Origin of the sequence: Acinetobacter sp. FDAARGOS_558 (assembly GCF_003937785.1) — a bacterium.
In the GTDB taxonomy this organism is placed as follows: domain Bacteria; phylum Pseudomonadota; class Gammaproteobacteria; order Pseudomonadales; family Moraxellaceae; genus Acinetobacter; species Acinetobacter baumannii.
Map to the genome: position 1 here is coordinate 3,314,080 of NZ_RKJH01000001.1, position 26,883 is coordinate 3,340,962.

The window sequence follows — 26,883 nt, forward strand, 5'->3', positions numbered from 1 at the left end:
TGTTACTATCAGGTCAAACCATGAACTTTGAGAACAAAATGGCTATTCATAAATACGAAGTAAAAATACAGTGGGAAGGCAATACGGGTACAGGCACTTCATCTTATCGTTCATATAAACGCGACTTTAGTATTCAGCATCCTCAAAAGACGACTATTCAAGGTTCATCAGACCCTGCCTATTTGGGCGATGTGACCAGATGGAACCCCGAAGATTTATTGGTTGCATCAGCTTCAGCTTGTCATAAGCTTTGGTATTTACACCTATGTGCAGTCAATCATATTCACGTTGTGAGTTATGTCGATCATGCACTGGGATTTATGGAAGATACAGACCCGGTCAAACGTGGCCACTTTACCCAAATTATTTTAAGGCCTGAGGTTGTTTTAGAAAAAGGTGCTGACCAAGAGCTTGCAGCAAAACTACATGAAGAAGCACATCACGAATGTATGATTGCCAATTCGGTAAATTTTCCAATTACATGTGAAGCCAGCTTTAGCTTTGCTGAATAATTCATATGAAATAGCCACCGATAAGAGGCGGTGGCTATAAATTAAAAATAATTAAAGTCGTTAAATAAAATCTTTAAGCTGCATTTTCATCGACTTGAAAAATACCAAAAACGTTGTGGTCTAAATCGACAAAGTAACCATGCCAAGCGCGGCCCGGAATAGCGAATTTATCCATTGCCACAATGCCACCTTGCGCTAAAATTTTTGCAGCCACTTCATCGAAGTTTTCCACCTGAACCGAACAGGTAAATGCATTGGTGCCATATTCCATTGGCGGTGTTTGAGCAGGGCGTTTTAAGAGTCCTCCCATAATTGAAGGTGTCTCTATGCGGTAATATTCAATCGGTAAGCTTTCATCGAGTTTAAATTGCCAACCAAACACAGCTTGATAAAACTGGGCATCGCGGGCAGGGTTTGAAGACTGGATTTCAAAATAGGCAATATTGTTCATATTATTTAAATCATATTTTTATGGTGTAAAAAGTATACGCATAGCCTTTATAGCCACGAAAGCACTATTGTGTATGGTGAGCGTAAAATAAATGAAAGTGCTAGAAAATAAAAACCGACGATTCGAGTGATGAGAGAATCGTCGGTCAAAAACTTCATCAAGGGTTTCGGCTGCTAACAAAACCTAATCCGAAGGAAGAAAGAGTCGTAATGAAAGGTCACCGAAACAATTTTGCGGATGCCGTGCAAAGGAAGTATTCGGTTGCTGCGACCTTGTTACCCTATATAACGTCAAGAGATCAGGATTGGTTGACAGAAAAATGAAAAAAAATCGAAAAAAATTTATAATTATTTTTTGAACCCATAAATTAGGCAAAAATATGACCAAATTACGTTCTTACTTTCTCTGGTTTTTTGCTTTATGCATCGTGCTCACTTTAATTGTCGGTGTAATTGCAGCACTATTACCAGCGAGTGTAGGCGGTATTTTAACAGCCGTTCCATATTTAGGCGCAATGATTTTTGTCTTATTTAGATTTTTAAAGAAAGAACGCCGTGCACCGACTGTACCAGAAAAAAAGAAATTTACTTTAGGTTTTACGCTCATATTTTGGGGCTATAACTTGTGTGGTGTTTTATTTGGTCTGTTTTTATTTTCAAGAAAAGACCCTGAGATTTTGCAAAACTTTATGCTTTACCTCAAACAGCCTCAGTTCTTAAGCATTATGGTCATTATGCTTTTAATGTTAGCTATTCCGCTTTATTTAATTACTTATTGGTTTTATGGCAAACAAGCCCAGCGCATGGCAAATAAAATGTTTAATGTGTCATAACTCACCACAAAACTGATACGATTAGTTCGATATTAAATTTTATAACTATATCAATTAAAAACTGCTGTCCTCGGTTTTGGAGGAAATATGAATAAGAATGTATTAATTACAGGTGCCAGTGGCTTTATTGGAACGCATTTAATTAGGTTCCTATTACAAAAAAATTATAACGTGATTGCGGTGACACGGCAGGCTGGAAGGGAATCTGACCATCCTGCCTTACAGTGGGTACAAAAGTTCGAAGATATCTCGACCCGTCAAATTGATTATGTGGTGAATTTGGCGGGTGCAAATATTGGTGAGAAATGCTGGACCGAGTCACGTAAAAAACAACTCATTGAAAGCCGTGTAAATACGACCCAAAAACTGTATGTATGGCTCAAGCAATCTCAAATTTTTCCTGAAGTGATTGTCTCTGGTTCTGCAATTGGTTATTACGGTATAGATAATCAAGAAAAGTGGACAGAGGTGTGCACTGAAGAAAGCTCGCCACAGCCCATTTTCATGTCTCAGCTTTGCCAAGAGTGGGAACGCGCGGCGTTAGCGGATCCTCAGCAAAATACTAAAATTATTCGTTTAGGCGTTGTGTTTGGGCAGGGCGGTGGCATTTTGCCTAAAATGTTGCTTCCTATTCGACTCAATTTAGTCGGTCAAATTGGTCACGGACGTCAGCCTGTAGTATGGGTACATATTGAAGACGTATTAAACGCAATTGAGTTTATATTTCAACATCCTCAATCAGCTCAAATTCACAATGTCGTGGCACCAGAAAATGTGACCCAAAAGGTATTTGTTGAACAAGCTGCCAAAGTTTTGAATAAGAAACCACTATTGTCGGCGCCTAGTACAGTTTTTCGCTATTTGTTAGGAGAGCAGTCGCAATTGATTTTGAATGGGCAATACGTCAAACCCGCAGCCTTACAAGCAGAAGGATTTGAGTTTGCTTATCCTCAATTAAAAATGGCTTTAGAGAATATACTCGCCTCAGGCTAAGATTTTATTTTGCAAACGCTCTGGTGAATATGCTTTGGCATCAACTAAGGTCGGTTGACCGAGCATAAGCTGACGGAGCAATTGCGCAGAACCTGCGCCCATACACAAACCATTTCTAAAGTGACCAAAGTTTGCCCATAGGTTATCCATTTCAGGCATTTTGCCAATGTACGGAACGCCATTTGGTGAACTTGGTCTGAGTCCTGCCCAACGATGTACAATCGGGAAATCGGCCAGTTCAGGCACCATTTCTAAACACGCTTCTAAAATATTGTGCTGCGTAGTTTCATCGGTAGAGGTGTCAAAACCACGATGTGCCATGCTAGAACCACACACAATATGACCGTCCATACGTGGAATCAGGTACATGACTCGATTCATACACATGGTCGGTAGCCAGTGAGCAGGGGTTTTAAATAACAGCATTTGACCTTGAACAGGTTCGACTGGAATTTCGAGTTGTAATTGTGAGTTCCAGTAATGGCTCCAAGCGCCCGAAGTTATTACAAAATGGTCTGCTGTATGTTTGCGACCATCTTCGGTTTGGAGCGCTTGTATCACATCGCCTTGTTGAATCAGTTTTTTAACAGGAGTGTGTTCGAAAAACTCAACATTTGGATGTTGCTTTAAATAGCTAATTAGGGACTGTAATACGCGTGGATTACGAATATTAGACAGTTCAGGGAAATAAATCGCTTCTTGAAACTGATCGGAGATATGAGGATTAACTTGTTCTAGCGCATCTCTTTGTAAATATTCACAGCGCTGCATCGGTTCTTGATGCTGCTCGGCGTAGGAAAGCCCCACGTCAAAATCTTCTTCATCAAAAATCAGCATGCCTGTGTCATGAATTTCAAAATCAATCCCTGTAACAGGGTAGAGCTTTTGGTTCCATGCTTGATAAGAGGCTTTGCCAAATTGGGCAAGTTGGTTCACTGCATGCACATAGCGCCACGGGTACATCGGAGAGAGAATACCTCCGCCAGCCCAAGAGGCTGCTTGTCCCGCTTGTTGTTGATCAAAAATGCTGATCGTACAGCCTTGTTCAACCAACTCCAGCGCAGACATTAATCCACTTATGCCCGCGCCAATGATTGCAATATGCATGCAGTGTTATCCTTTCTCTGCGAACTTAGTTCATTTCCTTGAGTTTTTCAGCAGCGGTTTCTGCAAAGTAAGTCCAGATTCCGTCTGCACCAGCGCGGCGGCAGCACATGAGCGATTCTAAAATCACTGAGTCTGATAACCAGCCATTTTGAATTGCGCCGGCTAACATTGCGTATTCGCCACTCACTTGGTAAATGAATGTCGGAATACCAAAGGTATCTTTCACTTCACGTACCACATCCAGATAAGGCATGCCCGGTTTTACAATCACCATGTCGGCGCCTTCTTGAATATCAAGCGCGATTTCATGTAATGCTTCGGCACGGTTGGCAAAGTCCATCTGGTAGTTATATTTATTACCACCTTTTAGGTTGGATGCAGAGCCAACAGCATCACGGAACGGACCATAGAAGCTAGATGCATATTTCGCAGAGTAGGCCATGATGTTGGTATAGATGTGACCATTGGCTTCTAAAGCTTGACGAATTGCGCCAATACGGCCATCCATCATGTCACTTGGTGCAATCACTTCGGCACCTGCTTCAGCGTGACTTAAAGCTTGTTTAATCAAGCATTCTACAGTCTCGTCATTGAGCACATAGCCAGTTTCATCAATAATGCCGTCTTGACCATGAGTCGTGTATGGGTCGAGTGCACCATCGGTGATTAGCACCATTTCTGGTAATTCTTTTTTAAGCAAACGACAAGTGGTTTGAACTAAACCATCTTCACGCCATGCAGCTTCTGCGGTAAGGCTTTTATCTTCTTGAGGTGTTACAGGGAAAAGAGCCAGTTTGGATACACCTAATTCCAGAAGTCTTTCAGCTTTTTTCAGTAATAAATCTGCCGACAAACGCTGAATGTTTGGCATACTTGGAATATCTTGGGTTTGATTTTGTCCCGGTAATACAAATACTGGATAAATCAAGTGATTGGTAGTGAGCTGTGTTTCGCTGACCATCGCACGCAACTGGTCATTTTTACGGATACGGCGCATGCGAGTAGCTGGAAATGCAGGACGATTGAACGTATAAGTCATAACAATCTCGATGTTCGGTATTACACTAGGATAGGTTGGCGGATATTCCATTACTGTCAACCGACTGCTGTATTGTAGCCCCATAATGCTGGATTTGTACAAAATTATGGGTGTTTATCATGCTTTTAAATTTAGGCAACGTATGAGTGATGAAAAGAAAAATTGGACGGGGAACATACAATTAGGCGCCAAAACCGACCTAAATGTGGTTCTCAACCAATTGTGTAAGGCGTTTAATAGCTGTCCATTTTTTAAGCATAGTGGAATGATTATGCGTGTGGTAGATGGGCACATTGAAGGCTATGTTGAAATGCAACCTGACCTCATTGGCAATTTGGCTTTTCAGGTTTTGCATGGTGGTGTGGCTGCAACTTTGCTCGATAGCATTGGTGGAATTGTGGCAATGGAACATCTCTATCGCCGTTCAACCCCCGAAACCCTACCGGAAACCATTAAACAGGTTACACGGTTGGCAACTGTCGATATGCGTGTAGATTATTTGGCACCGGGGCGTGGTAAATATTTTATTGCACGTGCCGAAGTCCTACGTTTAGGCCGCAAGGGCTGTACCATGCGCATGACCATGGTCAATGATCAAGATAAACAGATTGCTGCCGGCATTGCCTCATATGCCTATTAATCTAGGCATTTTAAGCATTTAAAAAGCGCTCAGGGCGCTTTTTTTCATATTAAAAAAGATAAAAATTTCACAAAAACTTTGAGATAAACATTAATTTAATTAGAACGAACGCATTAGTTATATTTTTTTATTCTCATATCATGAGGTTTTAGCGTTAAAATTGTCTCCTTTGACAATGCGGTATGTCTTGTTTATAGAAAAATAAAAACTCTATAACAAGGTGTAGTGCGAGATTGATGGCAAAGCCAACTCATCTTTAGGAACATACCATGACTGATGCACAAAGCAATGTACAAGAAACAGTGCCAACAACATCTGCCTCGGATGACAACATGCAAAACAAGCGCAAAAAATTTCTTGGTTTCTTTGCGCTGATTTTATTGATCGCCGCTATTTTATATGCAATCTGGGCATTATTTTTAAATCACTCGGTGAGTACGGATAATGCTTATGTCGGTGCAGAAACCGCGCAAATTACCTCAATGGTTAGCGGACAGGTCGCTCAGGTTTTGGTAAAAGATACTCAAACAGTACACCGCGGTGATGTGCTGGTTCGTATTGATGACCGTGATGCCAAAATCGCGTTGGCACAAGCCGAGGCAGAGCTTGCCAAAGCAAAACGCCAATATAAACAAACTGCGGCAAACAGTAGTTCTTTAAACTCTCAAGTGGTGGTTCGTGCTGACGAAATTAACAGTGCTAAAGCACAGGTTGCTCAAGCACAAGCCGACTATGACAAAGCTGCTTTAGAACTGAACCGCCGTGCACAGCTTGCGGCATCTGGCGCTGTGTCTAAAGAAGAACTCACCAAAGCACAAAGTGCAGTTGAAACTGCTAAAGCAGGGCTAGAGCTTGCTAAAGCCGGCCTTGCACAAGCGACTTCTAGTCGTAAGGCAGCCGAAAGCACCTTAGCTGCAAACGAAGCGTTAATTCAGGGTGTAAGCGAAACCTCGACTCCGGATGTACAAGTTGCACAAGCGCATGTAGAACAAGCTCAGCTTGACTTGGAGCGTACCGTGATTCGTGCACCAGTTGATGGTGTGATTACACGCCGTAATATTCAAGTGGGTCAACGCGTTGCACCGGGTACAAGCATGATGATGATTGTGCCGCTTAACGATTTATATGTAGATGCTAACTTCAAAGAAAGTCAGTTGAAAAAAGTCCGCCCAGGTCAGCCAGTCACATTAACCTCAGATTTATATGGTGATGATGTTGAATACCACGGCAAAGTGGTGGGCTTCTCTGGTGGTACAGGCTCTGCCTTTGCCTTAATTCCGGCTCAAAACGCAACAGGTAACTGGATTAAAGTGGTTCAACGCTTACCGGTTCGTATTGCACTTGACCCGAAAGAACTTGCTGAACACCCATTACGTGTTGGCTTGTCGATGGAAGCAAAAGTCGACTTATCTGCGAAGTAAACGCTTATGAAAACGCAAACACCTTTTGCCGAGTTAAGCGGTGGCCGTTTACTACTGGCAGCGTTTGTTATTGCCTTGTCGAACTTTATGGTCGTACTTGATACGACCATTGCCAACGTCTCTGTACCGCATATTACCGGTAACCTTGCTGTTTCAAGCACACAAGGCACATGGGTCGTTACTTCATATGCAGTTGCAGAAGCGATTTGTGTACCTTTAACGGGCTGGCTGGCAGGCCGCTTTGGAACGGTGCGGGTCTTTATCTTTGGTTTAATTGGCTTTACGGTCTTTTCTTTCCTATGCGGTTTGGCAACATCGTTAGAAATGTTGGTGTTTTTCCGTATTGGGCAGGGCCTTTGTGGTGGTCCACTTATGCCACTCAGCCAAACTTTGCTTATGCGTATTTTCCCTCAAGAAAAGCATGCGCAGGCAATGGGCCTATGGGCAATGACCACAGTCGTCGGGCCAATTTTAGGACCAATTTTGGGTGGTCTGATTAGTGATAACCTGTCTTGGCACTGGATCTTCTTTATTAACTTACCGGTTGGTATTGTCTGTGTATTAGCAGCAATGCGCTTGTTAAGAGTGGCCGAAACAGAAACCATTTCTTTAAGAATCGACACTGTTGGTTTAGGGCTGTTAATTCTGTGGATTGGTGCGTTACAGCTTATGCTCGACTTGGGGCATGAACGCGACTGGTTTAACAGCACCAGCATTGTGGTTTTAGCTTTAACTGCTGCGATTGGTTTTGTGGTGTTCCTGATATGGGAGCTGACCGACAAACACCCTGTGGTAGATGTCAAAGTCTTTAGGCATAGGGGCTTTGCCATTTCGGTACTGGCCTTGTCGCTTGGCTTTGGCGCATTCTTTGGCAGTATTGTACTGATTCCGCAGTGGCTGCAAATGAACCTTTCCTATACCGCGACGTGGGCCGGGTATTTAACTGCAACCATGGGCTTTGGTAGTTTGACCATGTCACCGATTGTGGCAAAACTTTCGACCAAACATGACCCGCGTGCACTGGCGAGCTTTGGTTTAATTTTGCTGGGTATTGTGACCTTAATGCGGGCATTCTGGACCACAGATGCCGACTTTATGGCACTGGCTTGGCCACAAATCCTGCAAGGTTTTGCAGTACCGTTCTTCTTTATTCCACTGTCTAACATTGCACTGGGTTCGGTACTCCAGCAAGAAATTGCATCTGCTGCGGGCCTCATGAACTTCTTAAGAACCATGGCAGGGGCGATTGGTGCTTCAATTGCAGTGACCGTGTGGGACGACCATGCCAAAGTTGCCCGTAGTGAAATGGTGTCAAACCTACATACGACTGAAGTACAAAACACACTTTTGCAAAATGGTTTTACGGCTGACTCGACGCTTGGAATTATTTCAAATCTAGTCGATAAAGAAGCCATTACCATGTCGGCAAACCATGTGTTTTTGCTATTTGCGATTGTGTTTGTCTTTGCAGGGCTGGTCATTTGGCTGTGTCCAAAACCCAAACAGGTTAGCGGTATGCCTTCTCACTAAACATCAAAAAGCATCTCTTCGGAGGTGCTTTTTTTAGACCTACTACAAAATGAGCGAGTTTATAAATAGCAGATTTTGCCTGTATTTAAAGAAATAAAGCATGCCAGAATTGGGCAAATCAGTTATAAAAGAGTGTGATAACAAACAAGGAGACATCACACAGAGCACAAAATAAACACCCTTAATCATTTAATATTATTAAAACTTTATTTTTATCAAAGATTAAAAAACTGAAGACCTGAAAACAAAGAAGCTTGCATGGCAATTGCATGGATAGGCAGGCGTATATATTGGAGTTATCACGTGAATAAAAGATATTCATTTTTGTTCAGTAGTTTATTAGCAGTCGGTTTATTACAAGGATGTGGAGATGACTCCTCGTCAGATCAGCCCAAGGATGATTCAAATACAACTCCGCCCAATTTAATTGTAGATAATGACCCGACCAGTTGTAGCAAACTGGCACAAGACGGTTCAAGTGTGGTGGTTGGTTCAAACCAAAATGGTGACCCCGCCGCGCCAGAGGGTGCTTCGGGTTATAGACTCGGTAACACGGTTAAATACGCAGATAAATATATGGTGGTGGCAAACACGCCACTTGCGGTAAAAGCAGGTTGTGATGTGTTAAAAGCAGGCGGAAGCGCAGACGATGCAGCCGTTGCGGTACAAGCCGTACTTGGTTTGGTCGAGCCACAGTCGAGTACCATTGCCGGTAGTGGTTTTATGATCTATTACGATGCTAAAACCAAACAAGTCACTGCTTATGATGGCCGTGAAACCGCTCCAGCGGCAGCCAACGAATATTATTTAATTCGCCAAAATATATATGACCCAAATTCACCTGCACCTGTACCAAGTGCCCGCCGTAGCGGTCGCTCGATTGGTGTGCCGGGTGTGATGCGTTTGCTTGAACAAGCCCAAAAAGAACATGGCAAGCTTGAATGGAAACAGCTTTTTGGTGAAGCTATCGATTTGGCTGATAACGGTTTCCGTATACCGGGACGTTTGGCAGATGCTATTGCAAGCAATGCGAGCAATTTAGCGCTCGATGCAGATGCAATGAGAATCTATTTTCATTCAGATGGTTCACCACGCAAAGTCGGCGAGACCATAACCAATAAAGAATATGCAAATACTCTCAAAGCAATAGTCTCCGAGGGTGCGAATGCATTGCATACTGGTCGGATTGCTCAAGCGATTGTTAGTGAAGCTGGCCGAACTGAAGGAGACGACCCAGCAAAAACTCCAATTACCCCAAGTTTGATGACCTTGCAGGATTTATCGAACTATCAGGTGAAAAAACGCGACCCGATTTGTACAACGTACCGTGACCGTTACTATGTATGTACCATGCCACCTCCATCTTCGGGAGGGATTGCAGTTGCGCAAACGCTGGGCATTTTAGAAAACTTTGATATGTCGCTTTATCCACCTAAAAACCCTGAAAATGAAGGTGGTGTGCCCGATGTGATGGGAGTGCATTTAGTGTCTGAAGCAGAGCGTTTGGCCTATGCTGACCGTGACAAATATGTTGCAGATACCGACTTTGTTCGTTTGCCGGCACAGGGTATTCCAAGTTTTATTGATAAAAATTACTTGAAGCAGCGTGCAGCACTGATTAACCCGAACCAAAGTATGGGAGTAGCACCAGCAGGTAATTTCAATACAGCGGCAGGAGTGGATACCACTGTTGAACATGGCACGACTCAGTTCACGATTGTAGATGCCTATGGCAATGTGGTTTCAATGACATCGACTGTTGAATCGAGCATGGGTTCATTCCACATGGTGGATGGTTTCTTGCTGTCAAACCAGTTAACTGACTTTAGCGCAAACCCTTATGACAGCACTGGGGCACCAGTTGCCAACCGTGTAGAAGGCGGCAAACGCCCACGTAGTACTATGGCGCCAACCTTAGTGTTTAAAGGCACCACGCCAGATGAGTTTTATATGGCAACAGGTTCACCAGGTGGCGGTACGATCATTCAATATGTGGTTAAAACCTTGGTGGGTGCATTGGACTGGAACTTAAATGCACAGCAGGCCACTTCGCTTGTAAACTTTGGCGCAACCAATAGCAAAAACACCAATATTGATAGCTCGAATGTACAGCTTTCCTTAGTTGACCTGATTGAAGGCTTAAAAGCAAAAGGGCATGGCATATCGAACACTGCGCAAACCAGTGGTATTTCTACGATTATGAAAGTAAATATAAATAATCAAAGTAAATACGCAGGTGGGGTAGACCCACGCCGTGAAGGGATTGTGTTAGGCAATGGTGCTTTATAGAGCAAACTTTAAAAAAGCTGTCATTTTTGGCAGCTTTTTTTATAAGGGGCCTTGAAAAAAACAAAAGGCACTCAATTATGTAAGTATGTTCATCAGTGGCAGACTGTTGATAAAATGCACAGCATTTTATTTTAGTTATGCTATGATGTGCAGACATTCATGGGGATGTTATTGGCTTCGACGCCGGTGATGAAACTCATAGATGCATGCCGAGAGCGCATTTTCTCTCGTAAATAAAATTTGCATTTAAATAGTCGCAAACGACGAAACTTACGCTCTAGCTGCCTAAGGGCCGCTTGTCCGCTTCCTAGAATACTTGTGGTCTGGGAACCCGACTGAAGCGCACGCACACAAGTCCGTATAGAGTCAAGCCTCGGGGCTTTATACCAAACTTAGAGGATCGCACCTTGTACCCTGTTCGTCGGGTCACTTGGTGTTAAAACAATAGACGATATCTAAGCATGTAGTATTCTCGAGCGTAGTGCTGGCGGACGCGGGTTCAACTCCCGCCATCTCCACCAAGATTCGTGAAAAGCCCTGAAACGAAAGTTTCGGGGTTTTCTCTTTTTAAGATTCAAATTATTAAATCATCTATGCGATGAGCAACCAATAGAACATGTATGTCTGTGTTCAGGTTGATTTCTAAATCATCTATGCGATGAAGAACCCACTTTGTAGATATGGTTTTATCTGGATAATTTTCTAAATCATCTATGCGATGAAGAACCTTCTGGTCGAGATGCGAACTCGTTTGTATCTTTTCTAAATCATCTATGCGATGAAGAACACTATTTAAATCAAGGCCAACTTATTGATGATTTTCTAAATCATCTATGCGATGAAGAACGTTGTAATGGGTTTAGATCATTATAATAGTATTTTCTAAATCATCTATGCGATGAAGAACAGCAAGAATATACTTTTCCCGTTTAATAATAATTTCTAAATCATCTATGCGATGAAGAATTCTACGCGACGGCAGCCAGACGATAGCTGTGATTTCTAAATCATCTATGCGATGAAGAACGTACTGATGGGAATGCTTCAAAGCGGGGACTGTTTCTAAATCATCTATGCGATGAAGAACGGCAATGTCCGCGATAAAAATCGCCTCAATCTTTTCTAAATCATCTATGCGATGAAGAACAACGATTTTATTCAATTAGCACCAGCCGACTGTTTCTAAATCATCTATGCGATGAAGAACCATCTGCCCTACCAACATGTCGAGTAGCTGCATTTCTAAATCATCTATGCGATGAAGAACGTTGTAATGGGTTTAGATCATTATAATAGTATTTTCTAAATCATCTATGCGATGAAGAACATCGGGATATCGTATTGATGTGCATGTATACGTTTCTAAATCATCTATGCGATGAAGAACTTTCATCATAAATAATTAACACACTATTTTTATTTCTAAATCATCTATGCGATGAAGAACATAAGCATCAAAATCTTCAAGTTCTTGGTTTATTTCTAAATCATCTATGCGATGAAGAACTGAGCCGTGGTAACTCAGCACCTAATTTTAAATTTCTAAATCATCTATGCGATGAAGAACGAATAACTTGCATTAGGCCACGTGCATCTTTATTTCTAAATCATCTATGCGATGAAGAACTGGAAAGCCCTGATTGCCGTGGAAAGTTGTCATTTCTAAATCATCTATGCGATGAAGAACTTTTATAATCAATGGCTATTTTTGAAGCTTAATTTCTAAATCATCTATGCGATGAAGAACGCGGGATCTGGAGTGGAGGCCGTCACACAAGATTTCTAAATCATCTATGCGATGAAGAACTTGCGTGGATCCGTTTCATCAAAGGTGGATGATTTCTAAATCATCTATGCGATGAAGAACTCTCAAGAAGCTAAAGACCTCGGCATCAAGATTTTCTAAATCATCTATGCGATGAAGAACGGGTTGCTCAAGGTAATCAAATCACTGTGTTATTTCTAAATCATCTATGCGATGAAGAACAACTTGGCGAGTGTAATTCAACTTCGGAAACTTTTCTAAATCATCTATGCGATGAAGAACAGTTAAGAAAAAACCACAGGCATTTATTTTAATTTCTAAATCATCTATGCGATGAAGAACTGAAATCTCCGATCGATGACATAGTTTGGTTATTGCTAAATCATCTATGCGATGAAGAACTCGATCAGCTGCGTAAATCCGTGTCTGCAGGCTTTCTAAATCATCTATGCGATGAAGAACGTTTCTTGGTATCAAAGGCATATCCAACTGAATTTCTAAATCATCTATGCGATGAAGAACATGACCGCAAACAGCGATATAGAGAACGTGTTTTTCTAAATCATCTATGCGATGAAGAACACTAGGTCGTTATTAAACTTATTACTTAAATATTTCTAAATCATCTATGCGATGAAGAACGCAATGGTTTTGATGGTGTAGCTTTTGAAACATTTCTAAATCATCTATGCGATGAAGAACACCACCCAAAGTCCCAAAACTCTGCACCTTCTTTTCTAAATCATCTATGCGATGAAGAACTTGCAGATTTCAACCAGCCAGCAGCTGGTGCATTTCTAAATCATCTATGCGATGAAGAACAGTCAATGAAAGTTTCACGATAATTCCCTGAATTTCTAAATCATCTATGCGATGAAGAACTAGCAACTCTCCAAAAGCAATTGGCGAAGATGTTTCTAAATCATCTATGCGATAAAGAACTGTAAGGCAAATGGGATTAAAACTCAGGAAGATTTCTAAATCATCTATGCGATGAAGAACACCACGGCTTACAGTTAAATTACGGGCCTTCTTTTCTAAATCATCTATGCGATGAAGAACTGCAGGCTCAACGACAAAGTGAGCTCTATGATTTTCTAAATCATCTATGCGATGAAGAACTCTCGATGGCCGTTGATGCTCAACCTGTGGGCTTTCTAAATCATCTATGCGATGAAGAACATGACCGCGTCGCACTAAGCGGTGCTGTATATTTTCTAAATCATCTATGCGATGAAGAACGCACCCGCAGCAAGTACAAATGGACGCAGATCTTTCTAAATCATCTGGGCGATGATGAACCTTATGGCAATTAGGCAGCATATTGGTTTTCATTTCTAAATCATCTGGGCGATGACGAACGGTCATTTGCATTAGGAGCCGATTCACTTGGATTTCTAAATCATCTGGGCGATGACGAACTTCGGAAGTGACAACATAGAGCAGGGCGCTATTTTCTAAATCATCTGGGCGATGACGAACTGGAAGTCATAGACCGTATGGTTGCGGCTCATTTTCTAAATCATCTGGGCGATGACGAACTTCGAAGCTGCGGTAATCAACGCGATTGCATGTTTCTAAATCATCTGGGCGATGACGAACAAATCCTCGTCGCCATATAGCGCATTAAACTCTTTCTAAATCATCTGGGCGATGACGAACATGATCTGCCTAAAAATCCGTCTAGCAATCAATTTCTAAATCATCTGGGCGATGACGAACAATTCACCGCGGGGAGCATCCATTTAAGTTGATTTCTAAATCATCTGGGCGATGACGAACACTTTGCTCAGCTTTTCGTAGTTGTCGTACCATTTCTAAATCATCTGGGCGATGACGAACTTAGGGTCTACTTTAGCTAGACGAGCTTGCAATTTCTAAATCATCTGGGCGATGACGAACGTAAATTCACACACAGCTTCACTACCTTCGGATTTCTAAATCATCTGGGCGATGACGAACGTGCTTTCTTTTTAAAGCTGTTTTCATGAACTTTTCTAAATCATCTGGGCGATGACGAACCTGTTGTTGTTGCCAAAAAGCTAATAGCTAATTTTCTAAATCATCTGGGCGATGACGAACAACGATCATTCATAAAAGGCTTATCTGATAATTTTCTAAATCATCTGGGCGATGACGAACCGAGCGCACTTGCGTTTTTAGGCATGTGTGGCTTTCTAAATCATCTGGGCGATGACGAACTCATTTACTTCTAAAAAGTTTTCAATTTTTTCTTTCTAAATCATCTGGGCGATGACGAACGAACAAGTGTTTTTTCAGAATTTAAAGACATATTTCTAAATCATCTGGGCGATGACGAACTAATAACGAAATGGACACAGTGAAATTTTTCAGGTTTCTAAATCATCTGGGCGATGACGAACTTTCAAGTAATATTTGGGAAATCAAAGACTCATTTCTAAATCATCTGGGCGATGACGAACACCTGGCTGATCCAGTGATTTGTATTGCAGAATTTCTAAATCATCTGGGCGATGACGAACTTATTTATCAATACGGTCAATCCGCTTGGTCTTTTCTAAATCATCTGGGCGATGACGAACATAATCCTGCTATCTTTTGTTTCATCTAAAATTTTCTAAATCATCTGGGCGATGACGAACAATACCTAATGGCACATATTGCAGAAAAGAACTTTCTAAATCATCTGGGCGATGACGAACTGAGATGAATTTAATTGTTGAACCATGTCATTTTTCTAAATCATCTGGGCGATGACGAACGTCTAATCAAGATCTGATCAACTGGACTGTCGTTTCTAAATCATCTGGGCGATGACGAACTGTCTCCAGACTCAATAATTTTCTTACCATCTTTTCTAAATCATCTGGGCGATGACGAACTTGAAACAGCAGAGTGGATATCAAAACTTTCATTTCTAAATCATCTGGGCGATGACGAACGGTTTTGAGCTTTTGAACGATCTTTCTCCTGATTTCTAAATCATCTGGGCGATGACGAACATGAGCGTGTATTCCAAATTATCGTTGTTCGTTTTCTAAATCATCTGGGCGATGACGAACGTGGGCGGCGCATGCATCCATTAAAAGTTCATTTTCTAAATCATCTGGGCGATGACGAACTTTTTGAATAGGGAATGGCTTAGTTGGTGTTTTTTCTAAATCATCTGGGCGATGACGAACGGACTTTATACAGTTTCCTCAGGGGGCAATCATTTCTAAATCATCTGGGCGATGACGAACATTTCGCAATGACTTTCAAGTTTCCCGCTGTATTTCTAAATCATCTGGGCGATGACGAACGCAGCGCACAGCAATCAAGGTGCTCACAATAATTTCTAAATCATCTGGGCGATGACGAACAAAACAATCATTGAGAATGCACAAGTTCAAAATTTCTAAATCATCTGGGCGATGACGAACTACCATCTCTTAAATCTAAACCATGCTCGTTATTTCTAAATCATCTGGGCGATGACGAACTAGAGTTAAGTTAAAACAAAACTCTTAAAATCAATTATATAAGTTTTTAATGAGTGAAAATACTTCGTTATGAGGTACTTGGGTTAAAAGTATGATTTTATTTGATTTTACTACATATGTCAGTAATGAAGCTAAACATGTAATCTAAAATATCTTGGTCTTGGCATGTTTCAATAAGCTGCATTCGGAATTCTTTTTGATTTAATCCTCTTGCTGCACATGTAAAAGCGAGTGGCATTACAAAAGCATCTTTAACTAGATCAGCTAGGTCAAAGACTAGACCTCCACGACGTGTTTTACCGTGCAAAATAGGGAGGGCAAAGCTAATTCCCATCCCATTTAAAGCAACTGCTGCATAGCCATAGGCAATATAGTTTCCATGATCAAGGTAGCTGTTGGCTATATCCGCAATAGAGTCATGAGAGTTTTTGCCTTCATCACGAATAAACTCAACTCCAAAGCCTTTAGCAAGTTGTTTGTATAGCGTTTTGGCCCAACGTCCTTCGGCTGCAAGTAATTCCTGTTGATTTTCGGAGCGATCAATATCTTGTTTGAACGTGTTTAAAGCATTTTCATCAATATAAATACCAGATTGAATCAAATCAAAATTCTTTTTCCATGATTGTGATACGAGGGCAATACGTTCAAGTAATAATATTTTTGCCATGAGTAAACGTGCGTCATCGTCTAACCACGCTCTCATCCAAATTTGCATATATTCAGTGGGGCGGTATTCACTTTGGGGTGCTAAAAATGTTAAGTCTAATGATGAAAATAAAGGGGAACCGCCGGAACCGCAAAACCCAACCATGACATTAGATTCCGCTAAACGTCTGGCAGCCGCATCTGTTAATGAGCTGCCTTTGCCAAGTAGTAAAAAGGCGGTGTTTTTCTCTGGAATATTATAAAAATATTCCACAGGTTGTGAGTTCTCCGTCAAGTAAACAATTCGATCATCTTTTAAAACGACACGAACTTTTTCTAGGTAAAATACGCAGGCACGCTTTGAAAGCATAAGTGGGCGGCTGCGTTCTTGACGGAGTTGACTCATATTATATTTCCTTAAAAGACGGGTAGGGCAAAAGGACTTTCCTTACGGGCAAGCCCATAGCTATCTGGCAGCCCGTATCCCGCGTTTTCACTCTCCTGAACATCAATAATGACTGTAAAACCATGACCTGTACTACTGACCACCTGAAAGAAGGGCATTCCTTTGGCCGTTTTTAAGCGTCTATCTCTTAAAGGTTCATTTTGGTGGGAAAGCTTAGTACGTTCAGATTTCAGAGTTGGAATACGAAACTTTCGATAACTTTTCCAACCAGAAATTTTGGCAGTAGGAACAGGAATTGCGGCACCTAAAACGGTATAGTCGCGAATTTTCCAGTGTCCTTTAATTGCCTCGATTAACTCATCTAACTCATCCTGTTTTTCTGCAAAAATTCGCAAAATATCAAAGTTAGGTTTAGCCGAACGACCATGTTTTTTTTCAAATTGTTCCTGCTTCGCTTTCAATTTATCAGATATCTCTAGTGCAAGGGCGTAATGCGCAGGCAGTTTCCGAAAAGCACCATGAATGACGGTGTAAATTTGATTACGAATATGACCAAGTTTTAAATCCGTATCGTCTGATGACTCAAGAACACGGATATCCAGATAGTAATTGGCATCCATGATTATTCACCCTCAGAGTACACGCCACCACGAATTAAACAAGCAATTAGGAACATACCTTTTTCGCTGTTTGGATCAAGCTCATCAATTTCTTTTAAAATATCGAATGCAGAAACTTTGTCTTTACCTACGCGATAGAAAATCTGACCTTCTAGGTTTGCACCGTTAGGCTCTACCGCAATTGGTTTCTCATCGTTTTCTTTAAACAATGGATACCAAGTATCAATTGTTCTTAGAGCATTTCCAATTTTTTGGTCACGTAAAGCAGCTTGCCCCAGATATTGGTTGTCGTTTGCTTGGTGGTCTGGTTTTTTCGGTGTTAATTGATACAGAGATCGAGAGAAACCTTTTGGTTTATCTTCTAAGTAATTTTGAGAAGGGAAAACTTCTACACCACCCATTCCGAAGTCAACAATCGCTTCAATATGTAGTGCTGCACTTGTGGATTCACCTGTAATTCCTTTTAACAAAATGTCTGCTAGTTTTTGTTCTTGTTCAGACGTTTGATCAAAACTTTTAAGGTTATAAGAAAGAGCATCAAAGCTAAATATTTCAGGGTAGTCTTGAGCAGTCACTTGAATGGTAATAGTTTCAGCGACAATGCGGTTGCGCCATAACCAACGGCCATTAACAATATTACGTACATAACGACGCACAACTTCTTTAAGTCCATCGCTTTCTTTGGCGCGATTTACAAAATTTAAGAAAGCTTGGCGGAAATTATATTCTTCAGTTTTATCAGCACCAGCTTTAGAAGCACTTGCAAACAGTACATAGCTTAAATCAATAAAACGAAAGTCCCATTTCACCAAAAGTTTCGCTTTAGGTTGTAATTTTGCAGATTCGGTAAGCTGAATATTGGTGACTTCGCGAGCAAGTGAATTACCTGTTGCAGCCCCTTTTTCTTTGTTACCTGCTACGTTTTGAGTACCTCGAATACCGTGATACATCACGTGTAACGGCTCTTGTTTGCCATCTTCAAATAAATTAAAAAAAGCCCCATCACTTACCACTGTACCGCGTTGTAAAGAAAGGCTACCCGGTAATTTCTTAAAAATTGTCATGTGAAAAAATCCTTATGTTTAAAAGTGAGTTATGCATTGATGCAATTTTGTTTTAAAAGAAAAATGTCGTCTTGTGGCCAGTGGTAGGTCCACAATAATTTTTGCAAGTTATGCCAAGTGTCATCCTCAGTCTCGGTATTTTTCCTTAGAATCTCGCCTAAAGAAAAATACTGAACAATGCCTGTAAGTGGTTCTGCATAGGCATGGGCTGTCGTTTCCTGATCTTGTGCTTGGCGAATACCAGCTCGTTGGTCTGTGAGTGGCTCAAGTAGGGCGTAACCCAAATTAGTTGCCGATATCCAACTTAAATTTTGGTCATTAAAGAAAGTTCTAAGCGCATCTGCTTTTAATGCCAACAGTTGGGTAAATGCCTGAACTCGATTAATTTGTTTACGTTGCTGATATTCAATAAGCAAATCTTGTCGATCTAAAATGGCAAACCCAGTTTTGATTTTCTTTAAAGCTGTTTCTAATTCATTTTCAGCATGTGTCGTAATTTCTAAAAACTCGATAATTTGTCCACCAGCAAAACGGCTACGTTTAAGTATGTTTGTTAGTTTTTCTGGACTAATACGAGAGCTAGAAAATTTGATAACAAGGCTAAACTCTAAATGACAAGATGCAGTTGGTTGTAAAGACAACGCATATTTATTTTTAGAAGAATAGTCCTTTTTACCAATAAACACGGCACCACGACGTTGAGCAGGCGTAAAGCGGCCATAGGCTTGCCCACCTAAACGCTGTTGGTCATGATGAATATAAATAATGCCTTCTTCTTGAGTGCCTAATTGTCTTGCCAAATGATGTGCAAACATATTGGCTGCAAACAAAGGCACACCACCTAATAAGAAGCCATTAGTTTGCATATTTGCATTTTGTACTCGCATACGAGGAATAACGACATAACGACTCATCGAATAATCTCCCGTAAGCGGCGGGCGATATAACCTTCTGAATTGCTATCTAGGCTAATCGTTACAGTTTCATTATTTATTTCTATATCAAAGGTTTCATTGGTGATTTTTCTAGCAAGATAATCTGAGAACTTTATTCTCCAGTGATCATCTCGTAGTTCTGGGTCAATCAAACCTTGTAAAACAAACGAAAGGCTCGGATGAACCCAGAATGAAGGACGCTCAATTTCTTCCATACTTGGTAAAATTGATTCAGCCTCTTCTAAAATATTTTTTTGAAAAGTCGCCTGTCTTAATACATCTTTAGCAAGGATATTCAGGAAAATAACTTCCTGATCTCGAACATCCCGATTGGTAGAGGGAGCGAAAATCTCGAGGTCATGCCAATTTTGAATGGTATTCGTCGCGGTGATAATAAGTTGGCGATTTAAAATTTCTGACCACTCTTTAATTGCTTCTTTTGCCCGTTTAGTTCCATTAAGCAGTTTTATTTTGCGGGATAGACGTATCGTAATTCCGTTATAGAAAATCGCTAATGCTTGGCGTACTTTTTCACTTGCTTGAGGAGCATCCACTGTAATAGGGCGTTGCATTGAACGAACGAGGCTTCCCACATTTTGTGGATTGGCTCCGCCTATGCCAAAAACAGCAGTTTGAATGCGATTAAATTCACTGTCTTTTTCTTTGCGTAATTCATTTACAGCATCAACTTCTTGGTTCACCAGATAATTTACGCCAGCAGCAGTAAGTGGGCTAACTGAAACGTATTCACCATTTTTTGGAATTAAAAGCTGGCGCATACGTATATCAATATTTTCTGTACCTGCTTGATACGGCTCATTAAAAATAGATGAAATGGATGGCTTGAGCTGTTCCACTTGTTGTTGAAACTCAGCTTCTTCTGAACTGATATCATCATTAATCATGGCCGCTTTTACGACTTTAAAAATAGAAGCCGTTTTACCTGCATTTGCCTGATAATCGGTTGGAATAAGGAAGTCTTCATTTAATAAAGTTCGAGCACTGAGATAGGGTAAATCAAGTGCTTGTTGTTTACTTAAACGAATTCCACCTTTTTCAATATTGGAATTAATCGTCTTTAAACTAAAGTGTACCGATTCTTCTAAAGCGTTTATAAAAATATCAGTTTGTGGTTCAGGCATTATCTTCCCCGTTTTTGTTATCTAGCCAATTTTTAACACATTATTTGAAAAATGAAAGTATTGAAGGTGAGAGCTGCGACAAATTAAGTCGTAAAGACAATTGGATGAAAATATTATATGCTTCATAAATTTAGCCTAAGACGATTAGGTTATATTTTTATAAAATTAGAAAAATTAATATAATTCAATAGATTATATTGTTCTTCTATTTTGAAGGTTTTTAATTCATTAAAACTTTATATTATTGTTTTTAAGAGTTTTGTTTTTACTTAGCTCTAGTTGTTCATCGCATAGATGATTTAGAAAAATCCTATAAAATTTAAAAGTGTTGATTTTATGTTGTTCATCGCATAGATGATTTAGAAAAACTCATACAGCGGGTCCAAGAGCCTATGGTAGTTGTTCATCGCATAGATGATTTAGAAAAAGACCAGTTTTGAAGGATATTAACTTTTTATGTTGTTCATCGCATAGATGATTTAGAAATCGTGCTTGGGTATCACATATTGATGTGACTTGTTGTTCATCGCATAGATGATTTAGAAACACTAATCTCTTTGATTTAATTAAGTTTCAACGTTGTTCATCGCATAGATGATTTAGAAAATCCGCATCATCAAAAATCGCAAGTGGGTTTGGTTGTTCATCGCATAGATGATTTAGAAAAATAACGACGGTTGCGCTGTTGCACGTTCAGCGTTGTTCATCGCATAGATGATTTAGAAATTGATGAGAAACTGTTATTGTGTATGTCTCACGTTGTTCATCGCATAGATGATTTAGAAAACGACAGGTAAATTGGTTGCCATGTGTATTGAGTTGTTCATCGCATAGATGATTTAGAAAAATTGTAGAAAGCGTATCACTTATTTGCTTATGTTGTTCATCGCATAGATGATTTAGAAAACGGATTACCTACAGGTTTACCAGTTGCATAAGTTGTTCATCGCATAGATGATTTAGAAATCTTGAAGGTGAGCCAACAAAAATCCATTTTTGTTGTTCATCGCATAGATGATTTAGAAAGTTTAAATCCATAAATGAATTTTGCGGTTTTTGTTGTTCATCGCATAGATGATTTAGAAAAACAATTGCCTGACTGGTATGAAGAACCAGTAGTTGTTCATCGCATAGATGATTTAGAAAAATGTACTTTAATTTCCACTCGACACCAGTTCGTTGTTCATCGCATAGATGATTTAGAAACATGACCGAAACAGCCAAAAAGGTTTTATGTAGTTGTTCATCGCATAGATGATTTAGAAATAAAGGATAGTTAGCTGTAGGCCCTGCGGTTTGTTGTTCATCGCATAGATGATTTAGAAATTATAGTTATGTGTGTGATATCGTTAAGCTGCGTTGTTCATCGCATAGATGATTTAGAAATAGCACAATCCAAACCTCAATAAAAAGTAAGAGTTGTTCATCGCATAGATGATTTAGAAAGAGCCAATAAGATCGCGAAGTATGCGGAAATCGTTGTTCATCGCATAGATGATTTAGAAAACAGAGAAAACCCCACATGTTCGAGGGACTGCGTTGTTCATCGCATAGATGATTTAGAAATGCCGGAGCGGTCTTGTCATTGGCGAACCCGCGTTGTTCATCGCATAGATGATTTAGAAATATGCGATTTGATAATTAAATTGCGATACTGGGTTGTTCATCGCATAGATGATTTAGAAAGAAATAAAAAACACCTGATGAAAACAGTTCACGTTGTTCATCGCATAGATGATTTAGAAAATAATCACGAATATCACCAGTAAACCAGTGATGTTGTTCATCGCATAGATGATTTAGAAATTATTGGTCCTGGTCAGTGGAATGGTGATTCTGTTGTTCATCGCATAGATGATTTAGAAATGGGTAAAAGCCGATGGATTAATCATCTTTTGGTTGTTCATCGCATAGATGATTTAGAAAATTAACAAGAGTGGAATTTATTGAACTATTAAGTTGTTCATCGCATAGATGATTTAGAAATCTGGGTTCTTTTCGCGTGTATGGGATACTTGGTTGTTCATCGCATAGATGATTTAGAAATGTAAAGTCATTCGTAATAACCGTTATACGGCGTTGTTCATCGCATAGATGATTTAGAAAAAAACCAATCAAATAACGGTTATGTGGCCACAGTTGTTCATCGCATAGATGATTTAGAAACATAGCGACATATAGTTTTGCCCGGATCTGATGTTGTTCATCGCATAGATAATTTAGAAATGTTTCGCGTTGAGGTCCGGGTAATCGCCTATGTTGCTCATCCTCCAGATGATTTATAAAGTCTTGTATCCTGATTTCAAAGATTCAGTTGCTCATTGCATAGATGATTTAGAAAATATCACGCGCCATTGCAAGTTTTCTACCGATGTTATTCATCGCCCAGATGATTTAGAAATGATCTTTAAGATTAAGCATCCGTTCTGTTTTTGTTTGTCATCGCCTAGATGATTTAAAAGAGTTTCTTTCAAAATTTAAGACGACGTATTTTGTCGTTAAAAGGTTGTATTAAGCTGATAAAAACTTTCTCTTTTTAAAACAAAAGATTATATTTTTATGATATTTAAACTTTAACAATAAACTATGCATGTCATTTTCATCTCGGCTTGTGAAAAAAGAGCTTTAAAGAAAACTCGAGCAATTTTGGATAGCTATGCTATTCGTACAGGACATTCGTCTTGGCAAGCACCAATGACAATGGACGGCTTAAAAGAAATTCGTAGTGCATTAAAAAAAGTAGCTACCCGACAAACTGCGGTGGCCGCTTACATTAATTTTGGTGTACGCAGAATGAAGCTTGCATGGGTTGTGGGAGCAAAACATAAATTTGCACACGATGGTGCATACCCAGTTGCATCGACTAAGAAACAGCAAAAGTTACTCATGCTTGATGAGTGGGTCAAAGTAAGTAGCTTGTTGGCAGGTGCAGCAGGAGACATGCATGATATTGGTAAGGCATCCCAGCATTTTCAGAAAAAATTAAGTCCAGAAATGGCAGGGCAAAAAATTAGAGATGACATTCGACATGAATGGTTGTCTTTAAAACTATTACAACAACTCAGAAAAAATGGATGGGACTGGCAGCTTGCTTGGAAAAATTTAGATAAAGGTTTAGATAAATTTACTTTAGGTGATCGACAAGAAATTGAACAGGGAATCCAAAACGAATTAGAAGCAGTCGATTATTTGGTTGTTACGCATCATGGGTTATTAGGGGTGGAAGAAGCTTTAAAAAATGATCCATTAGCCTTACCTCACTATGGAAATCATGTCCGGACATTGGTTCCAAGCCTTGAACAAATGAGCTGTGCAGGTGAATTGCCAGACTCTATTTTTAAAAGTCATCAAAAACGTATGCAGCGTTTAACTGCATTAATACCAAAACAAAAAATAAACCAGCTTTTGTACTGGAAAGCCTTAGCACTACATTCACGAGCAGCACTCATTCATGCCGATCATATTGTCTCGGCACAACAATATTCTTTGCAAAAACCTGAAAATGTATCGTTATTTGCAAATACAAAGCTTAAAACTATAGACCAAGACAAAAAAGCCAAATTACAAGATCAACCACTAGAATGGCATTTACACCAAGTCGGAGATCGGGCTTCACGCATTGCAGTTCAAATGATGACTGATTTGAGTTTACCTGGTCTATCTGAGCAAACCGTTGAATATATTTGCCAGCCCACAACTCACCCGCGTTTCCAATGGCAAAATATTGCAGCAAGTGTATTGCAAAAAAATATACAGAAGCATCCTGAAACACCAGCGTTGGTATTCAATATTGCAGGGACTGGAAGTGGTAAAACCCGCATGAATTTGCGCGCCGCTTGTACTTTACGACCAGATGACCCAAGAATAGCGATTGCGCTTAATTTGCGTTCTCTAACTTTGCAGACTGGGCATGCACTGAAAACCTCGATGAATCTATCGGAAGATGAAATCGCCGTAATTATTGGAGATACCGTTACTCAGACTTTATTCGATCAAAGTAAAGAGAAAATTGAGTTTGTTGATGAAGATGAAAATCATCCAGAACCTATTTTTGATGCTTGGGGTGAGGACTGTGATTTATCTGAGTGGTTACATCCATTATTTACGGTTGAAAAAAATGGACATAAAGTTTTAGATCAAAAGGAAACTACAATCCTTGCTTCGCCATTATTAGTTTCAACCATTGATTATCTGATTGCAGCAGGTGAGCCACATAGACAAGGACATCACGTTAAAGCATTACTTAGAGTGGTGAGTAGCGACTTGATTTTAGATGAAGTTGATGGCTATGAACCTAAAGCATTGATCGCTGTTTTACGTTTAGTTCAGTTAGCTGCAATGTATGGTCGAAACGTTATTTGTTCGTCGGCAACCTTATCACTTACAGTTGCCAAAACAATTCATCGGGCTTTTGAGTCGGGTATGCAAATGCGGGCAGCCCTTTATGGTACCGAGAAAAAATCAATCATTGCGATTATTGATAATGAGCTTAAACCACAGGTCTGGTTAGAAAGATCAAATCAAAAATCAGAATTTAATACAAACTACCAAAAGCATTTAGATAATTTACAAGTTCACTTGCTCTCTAAGCCTACCCATCGACTGGCTCAGTTGCTTTCGTTACCTGAAACTACAGTTTTATCGTGGAAACAGTCGGTATTGGAAGGAGTAAAGCAACTTCATCAAGAGCATGCATGGAATTTTAAAAAGACCGAAAAGAAAATTTCTTTGGGGCTTATACGGGTTGCCAATATTAAACATGCAATTCGACTTGCCCAATTTTTATCAGATCATTTACCTGAGGCAAAAATAGCTTGTTATCATGCGAATGACTGGCTTATTTCAAGATTTTATAAAGAGCAACGTTTAGATCAGCTTTTAACACGTCATAAAGACGGTAAAAAAAGAAAAACTGGTAATGAGCAGATCGAGCAAGATGATGAAATCATTGACCTCATTCAAAAATCTAATTCTCTAAATATTCCATTTATTGTGATTGCAACACCAGTGGAAGAAGTTGGGCGAGATCATGATTTTGATTGGGCTATTATTGATGCATCAAGTGTACAATCAATTGTACAAACAGCAGGCCGAGTTAATCGTCACCGGTTAGAAAAAGTACAACAACCCAATATTATGATTCCCCAGTGGAATTATCGTTATTGTGAACAACGTGATATTGAAAAACTTAAGCAGCAAAGTAAGCAGCGTCGACCTGTATTTGTATATCCTGGCTATGAAGGGTATGGTTCATCTGTAACATCAACTTATTCATCTCAAGATTTAAAAGAGCTTTTACCATGGGATCATCAATCTCAATTAGTCATTAATGCCCGTTTGCGTTTTGATCAAGTAAATTGTTTATTTGCAAAACATGATGATCAACAAATAGGAAATTTTTGCCAAAATTATTTTAATGATCAAGGGGAGCAGTTATTTTCTCGGTCGGATGTAGATGCAAGTATCATGACAGAGAATATTTATAATTTAACGCCTTTACGAGAACGTAACTATCAAGAAACCTATATGTTTGAGTGGACTAATAGCTTGATTGTTAAAAAACAAGTTTATGGTTTTGATGAAAAAGCGACTAAAACTTTAAAATATCCAAAATATGGTTTGGTATGGGATCTAGTGAAGTTCGAAGAAATTCCTGCTAAGCCACAAGCATGGTTAGCTCTCGATCCACAACAAATGAAAGATTACTGTTATGAGTACCAAATTGCCAATGAGCAAGGCTGCCGTATATCTTTAACACCTTACAATAGAGATGAAATACCTACTTGGTCTTATGATTATGGCTTCGGTGTTATGCAAAAATAGATAATTTTTAAGTTAAAAATAAAGCTCATTTCTTAACAGCCGTTTATTTCTCTAATAAATTTTCTGAAAGTACCAGACTTTCAAAATTTGAACTAGTATATTTATCGAGTGTTCTTACAATATGAATGGCTTAATTTTTTACTTTGTAAATTAAGTGGTTATTGAATTTTATAAAAAACTTTTAACGTTAATTGTGGCTGAAATC

The 26,883-nt window shown here is 39.8% G+C and carries 16 protein-coding genes, 1 other RNA gene and 2 CRISPR repeat arrays; of the genes, 9 read left to right on the top strand and 8 right to left on the bottom strand.

Going from position 1 to position 26,883, the window contains the following annotated elements; all coding sequences use genetic code 11:
* The first annotated feature begins 38 nt into the window (after window positions 1–38).
* A complete protein-coding gene (locus EGT34_RS16035) occupies window positions 39–512 on the top strand; it encodes an OsmC family protein (RefSeq protein ID WP_000974355.1) in 474 nt (157 codons plus the stop codon).
* 73 nt (window positions 513–585) lie between these two features.
* Here EGT34_RS16035 and EGT34_RS16040 read toward each other — a convergent pair whose 3' ends face one another.
* A complete protein-coding gene (locus EGT34_RS16040) occupies window positions 586–963 on the bottom strand; it encodes a VOC family protein (RefSeq protein ID WP_001059437.1) in 378 nt (125 codons plus the stop codon).
* Window positions 964–1,342: 379 nt separating this feature from the next.
* Here EGT34_RS16040 and EGT34_RS16045 point away from each other — a divergent pair, with 379 nt between their 5' ends.
* Together EGT34_RS16045 and EGT34_RS16050 are read left to right on the top strand one after the other, a co-directional pair.
* Window positions 1,343–1,795, top strand: a complete 453-nt coding sequence (locus tag EGT34_RS16045; RefSeq protein WP_000164153.1) for an ABZJ_00895 family protein — start codon at window positions 1,343–1,345, stop codon at window positions 1,793–1,795.
* 87 nt (window positions 1,796–1,882) lie between these two features.
* Window positions 1,883–2,788: a TIGR01777 family oxidoreductase gene (locus tag EGT34_RS16050; protein WP_001039370.1), complete on the top strand. Its 906-nt coding sequence runs from the start codon at window positions 1,883–1,885 to the stop codon at window positions 2,786–2,788.
* Here the strand turns inward: EGT34_RS16050 and EGT34_RS16055 are convergent.
* Window positions 2,780–3,895, bottom strand: a complete 1,116-nt coding sequence (locus EGT34_RS16055) for an NAD(P)/FAD-dependent oxidoreductase (RefSeq protein ID WP_000546694.1) — start codon at window positions 3,893–3,895, stop codon at window positions 2,780–2,782. The genes EGT34_RS16050 and EGT34_RS16055 overlap by 9 nt on opposite strands.
* A 25-nt stretch (window positions 3,896–3,920) precedes the next feature.
* Entirely contained in the window at window positions 3,921–4,934 is a 1,014-nt protein-coding gene (gene hemB / locus EGT34_RS16060; protein ID WP_000222569.1) for a porphobilinogen synthase, read from the bottom strand.
* A 142-nt stretch (window positions 4,935–5,076) separates the two neighbouring features.
* Between hemB and EGT34_RS16065 the strand changes: the two genes are divergently transcribed.
* The 5 genes from EGT34_RS16065 (at window position 5,077) to ssrA (ending at window position 11,335) form a co-directional block, all read left to right on the top strand.
* Window positions 5,077–5,574, top strand: coding sequence for a thioesterase family protein (locus EGT34_RS16065; protein ID WP_031971910.1), 498 nt, complete (start codon window positions 5,077–5,079; stop codon window positions 5,572–5,574).
* Between the two features lie 269 nt (window positions 5,575–5,843).
* The gene (locus EGT34_RS16070; RefSeq protein WP_000128703.1) at window positions 5,844–6,995 is read left to right on the top strand and encodes an EmrA/EmrK family multidrug efflux transporter periplasmic adaptor subunit; all 1,152 of its coding nucleotides are present in this window, start codon (window positions 5,844–5,846) and stop codon (window positions 6,993–6,995) included.
* Between the two features lie 6 nt (window positions 6,996–7,001).
* On the top strand, window positions 7,002–8,525 hold the full coding sequence (locus EGT34_RS16075; RefSeq protein WP_000857095.1) for a DHA2 family efflux MFS transporter permease subunit: 1,524 nt from the start codon (window positions 7,002–7,004) through the stop codon (window positions 8,523–8,525).
* Between the two features lie 303 nt (window positions 8,526–8,828).
* On the top strand, window positions 8,829–10,814 hold the full coding sequence (ggt, locus tag EGT34_RS16080) for a gamma-glutamyltransferase (protein WP_031974894.1): 1,986 nt from the start codon (window positions 8,829–8,831) through the stop codon (window positions 10,812–10,814).
* Window positions 10,815–10,975: 161 nt separating this feature from the next.
* Window positions 10,976–11,335: a transfer-messenger RNA gene (gene ssrA / locus EGT34_RS16085) on the top strand.
* 58 nt (window positions 11,336–11,393) lie between these two features.
* A CRISPR array of direct repeats spans window positions 11,394–16,043; the repeat unit is 28 nt; unit sequence TTTCTAAATCATCTATGCGATGAAGAAC.
* Between the two features lie 97 nt (window positions 16,044–16,140).
* Here ssrA and cas1f read toward each other — a convergent pair.
* From cas1f to EGT34_RS16110, 5 genes are read right to left on the bottom strand one after another with little or no spacing between them, the layout of a single operon-like run.
* A complete protein-coding gene (gene cas1f / locus EGT34_RS16090; protein WP_000080844.1) occupies window positions 16,141–17,094 on the bottom strand; it encodes a type I-F CRISPR-associated endonuclease Cas1f in 954 nt (317 codons plus the stop codon).
* An 11-nt stretch (window positions 17,095–17,105) separates the two neighbouring features.
* A complete protein-coding gene (locus EGT34_RS16095) occupies window positions 17,106–17,714 on the bottom strand; it encodes a type I-F CRISPR-associated endoribonuclease Cas6/Csy4 (protein ID WP_000339854.1) in 609 nt (202 codons plus the stop codon).
* Between the two features lie 2 nt (window positions 17,715–17,716).
* The gene (csy3, locus tag EGT34_RS16100; protein ID WP_000151794.1) at window positions 17,717–18,778 is read right to left on the bottom strand and encodes a type I-F CRISPR-associated protein Csy3; all 1,062 of its coding nucleotides are present in this window, start codon (window positions 18,776–18,778) and stop codon (window positions 17,717–17,719) included.
* 29 nt (window positions 18,779–18,807) lie between these two features.
* Window positions 18,808–19,692, bottom strand: a complete 885-nt coding sequence (csy2, locus tag EGT34_RS16105) for a type I-F CRISPR-associated protein Csy2 (protein WP_000092769.1) — start codon at window positions 19,690–19,692, stop codon at window positions 18,808–18,810.
* On the bottom strand, window positions 19,689–20,855 hold the full coding sequence (locus tag EGT34_RS16110) for a hypothetical protein (protein ID WP_024437182.1): 1,167 nt from the start codon (window positions 20,853–20,855) through the stop codon (window positions 19,689–19,691). The genes csy2 and EGT34_RS16110 overlap by 4 nt, the downstream gene beginning before the upstream one ends.
* Before the next feature lie 278 nt (window positions 20,856–21,133).
* A CRISPR array of direct repeats spans window positions 21,134–23,082; the repeat unit is 28 nt; unit sequence GTTGTTCATCGCATAGATGATTTAGAAA.
* Window positions 23,083–23,441: 359 nt separating this feature from the next.
* On the opposite strand from EGT34_RS16110, the gene cas3f reads away from it, so the two are divergent.
* The gene (gene cas3f / locus EGT34_RS16115) at window positions 23,442–26,678 is read left to right on the top strand and encodes a type I-F CRISPR-associated helicase Cas3f (RefSeq protein WP_000558128.1); all 3,237 of its coding nucleotides are present in this window, start codon (window positions 23,442–23,444) and stop codon (window positions 26,676–26,678) included.
* Window positions 26,679–26,883 lie beyond the last annotated feature (205 nt).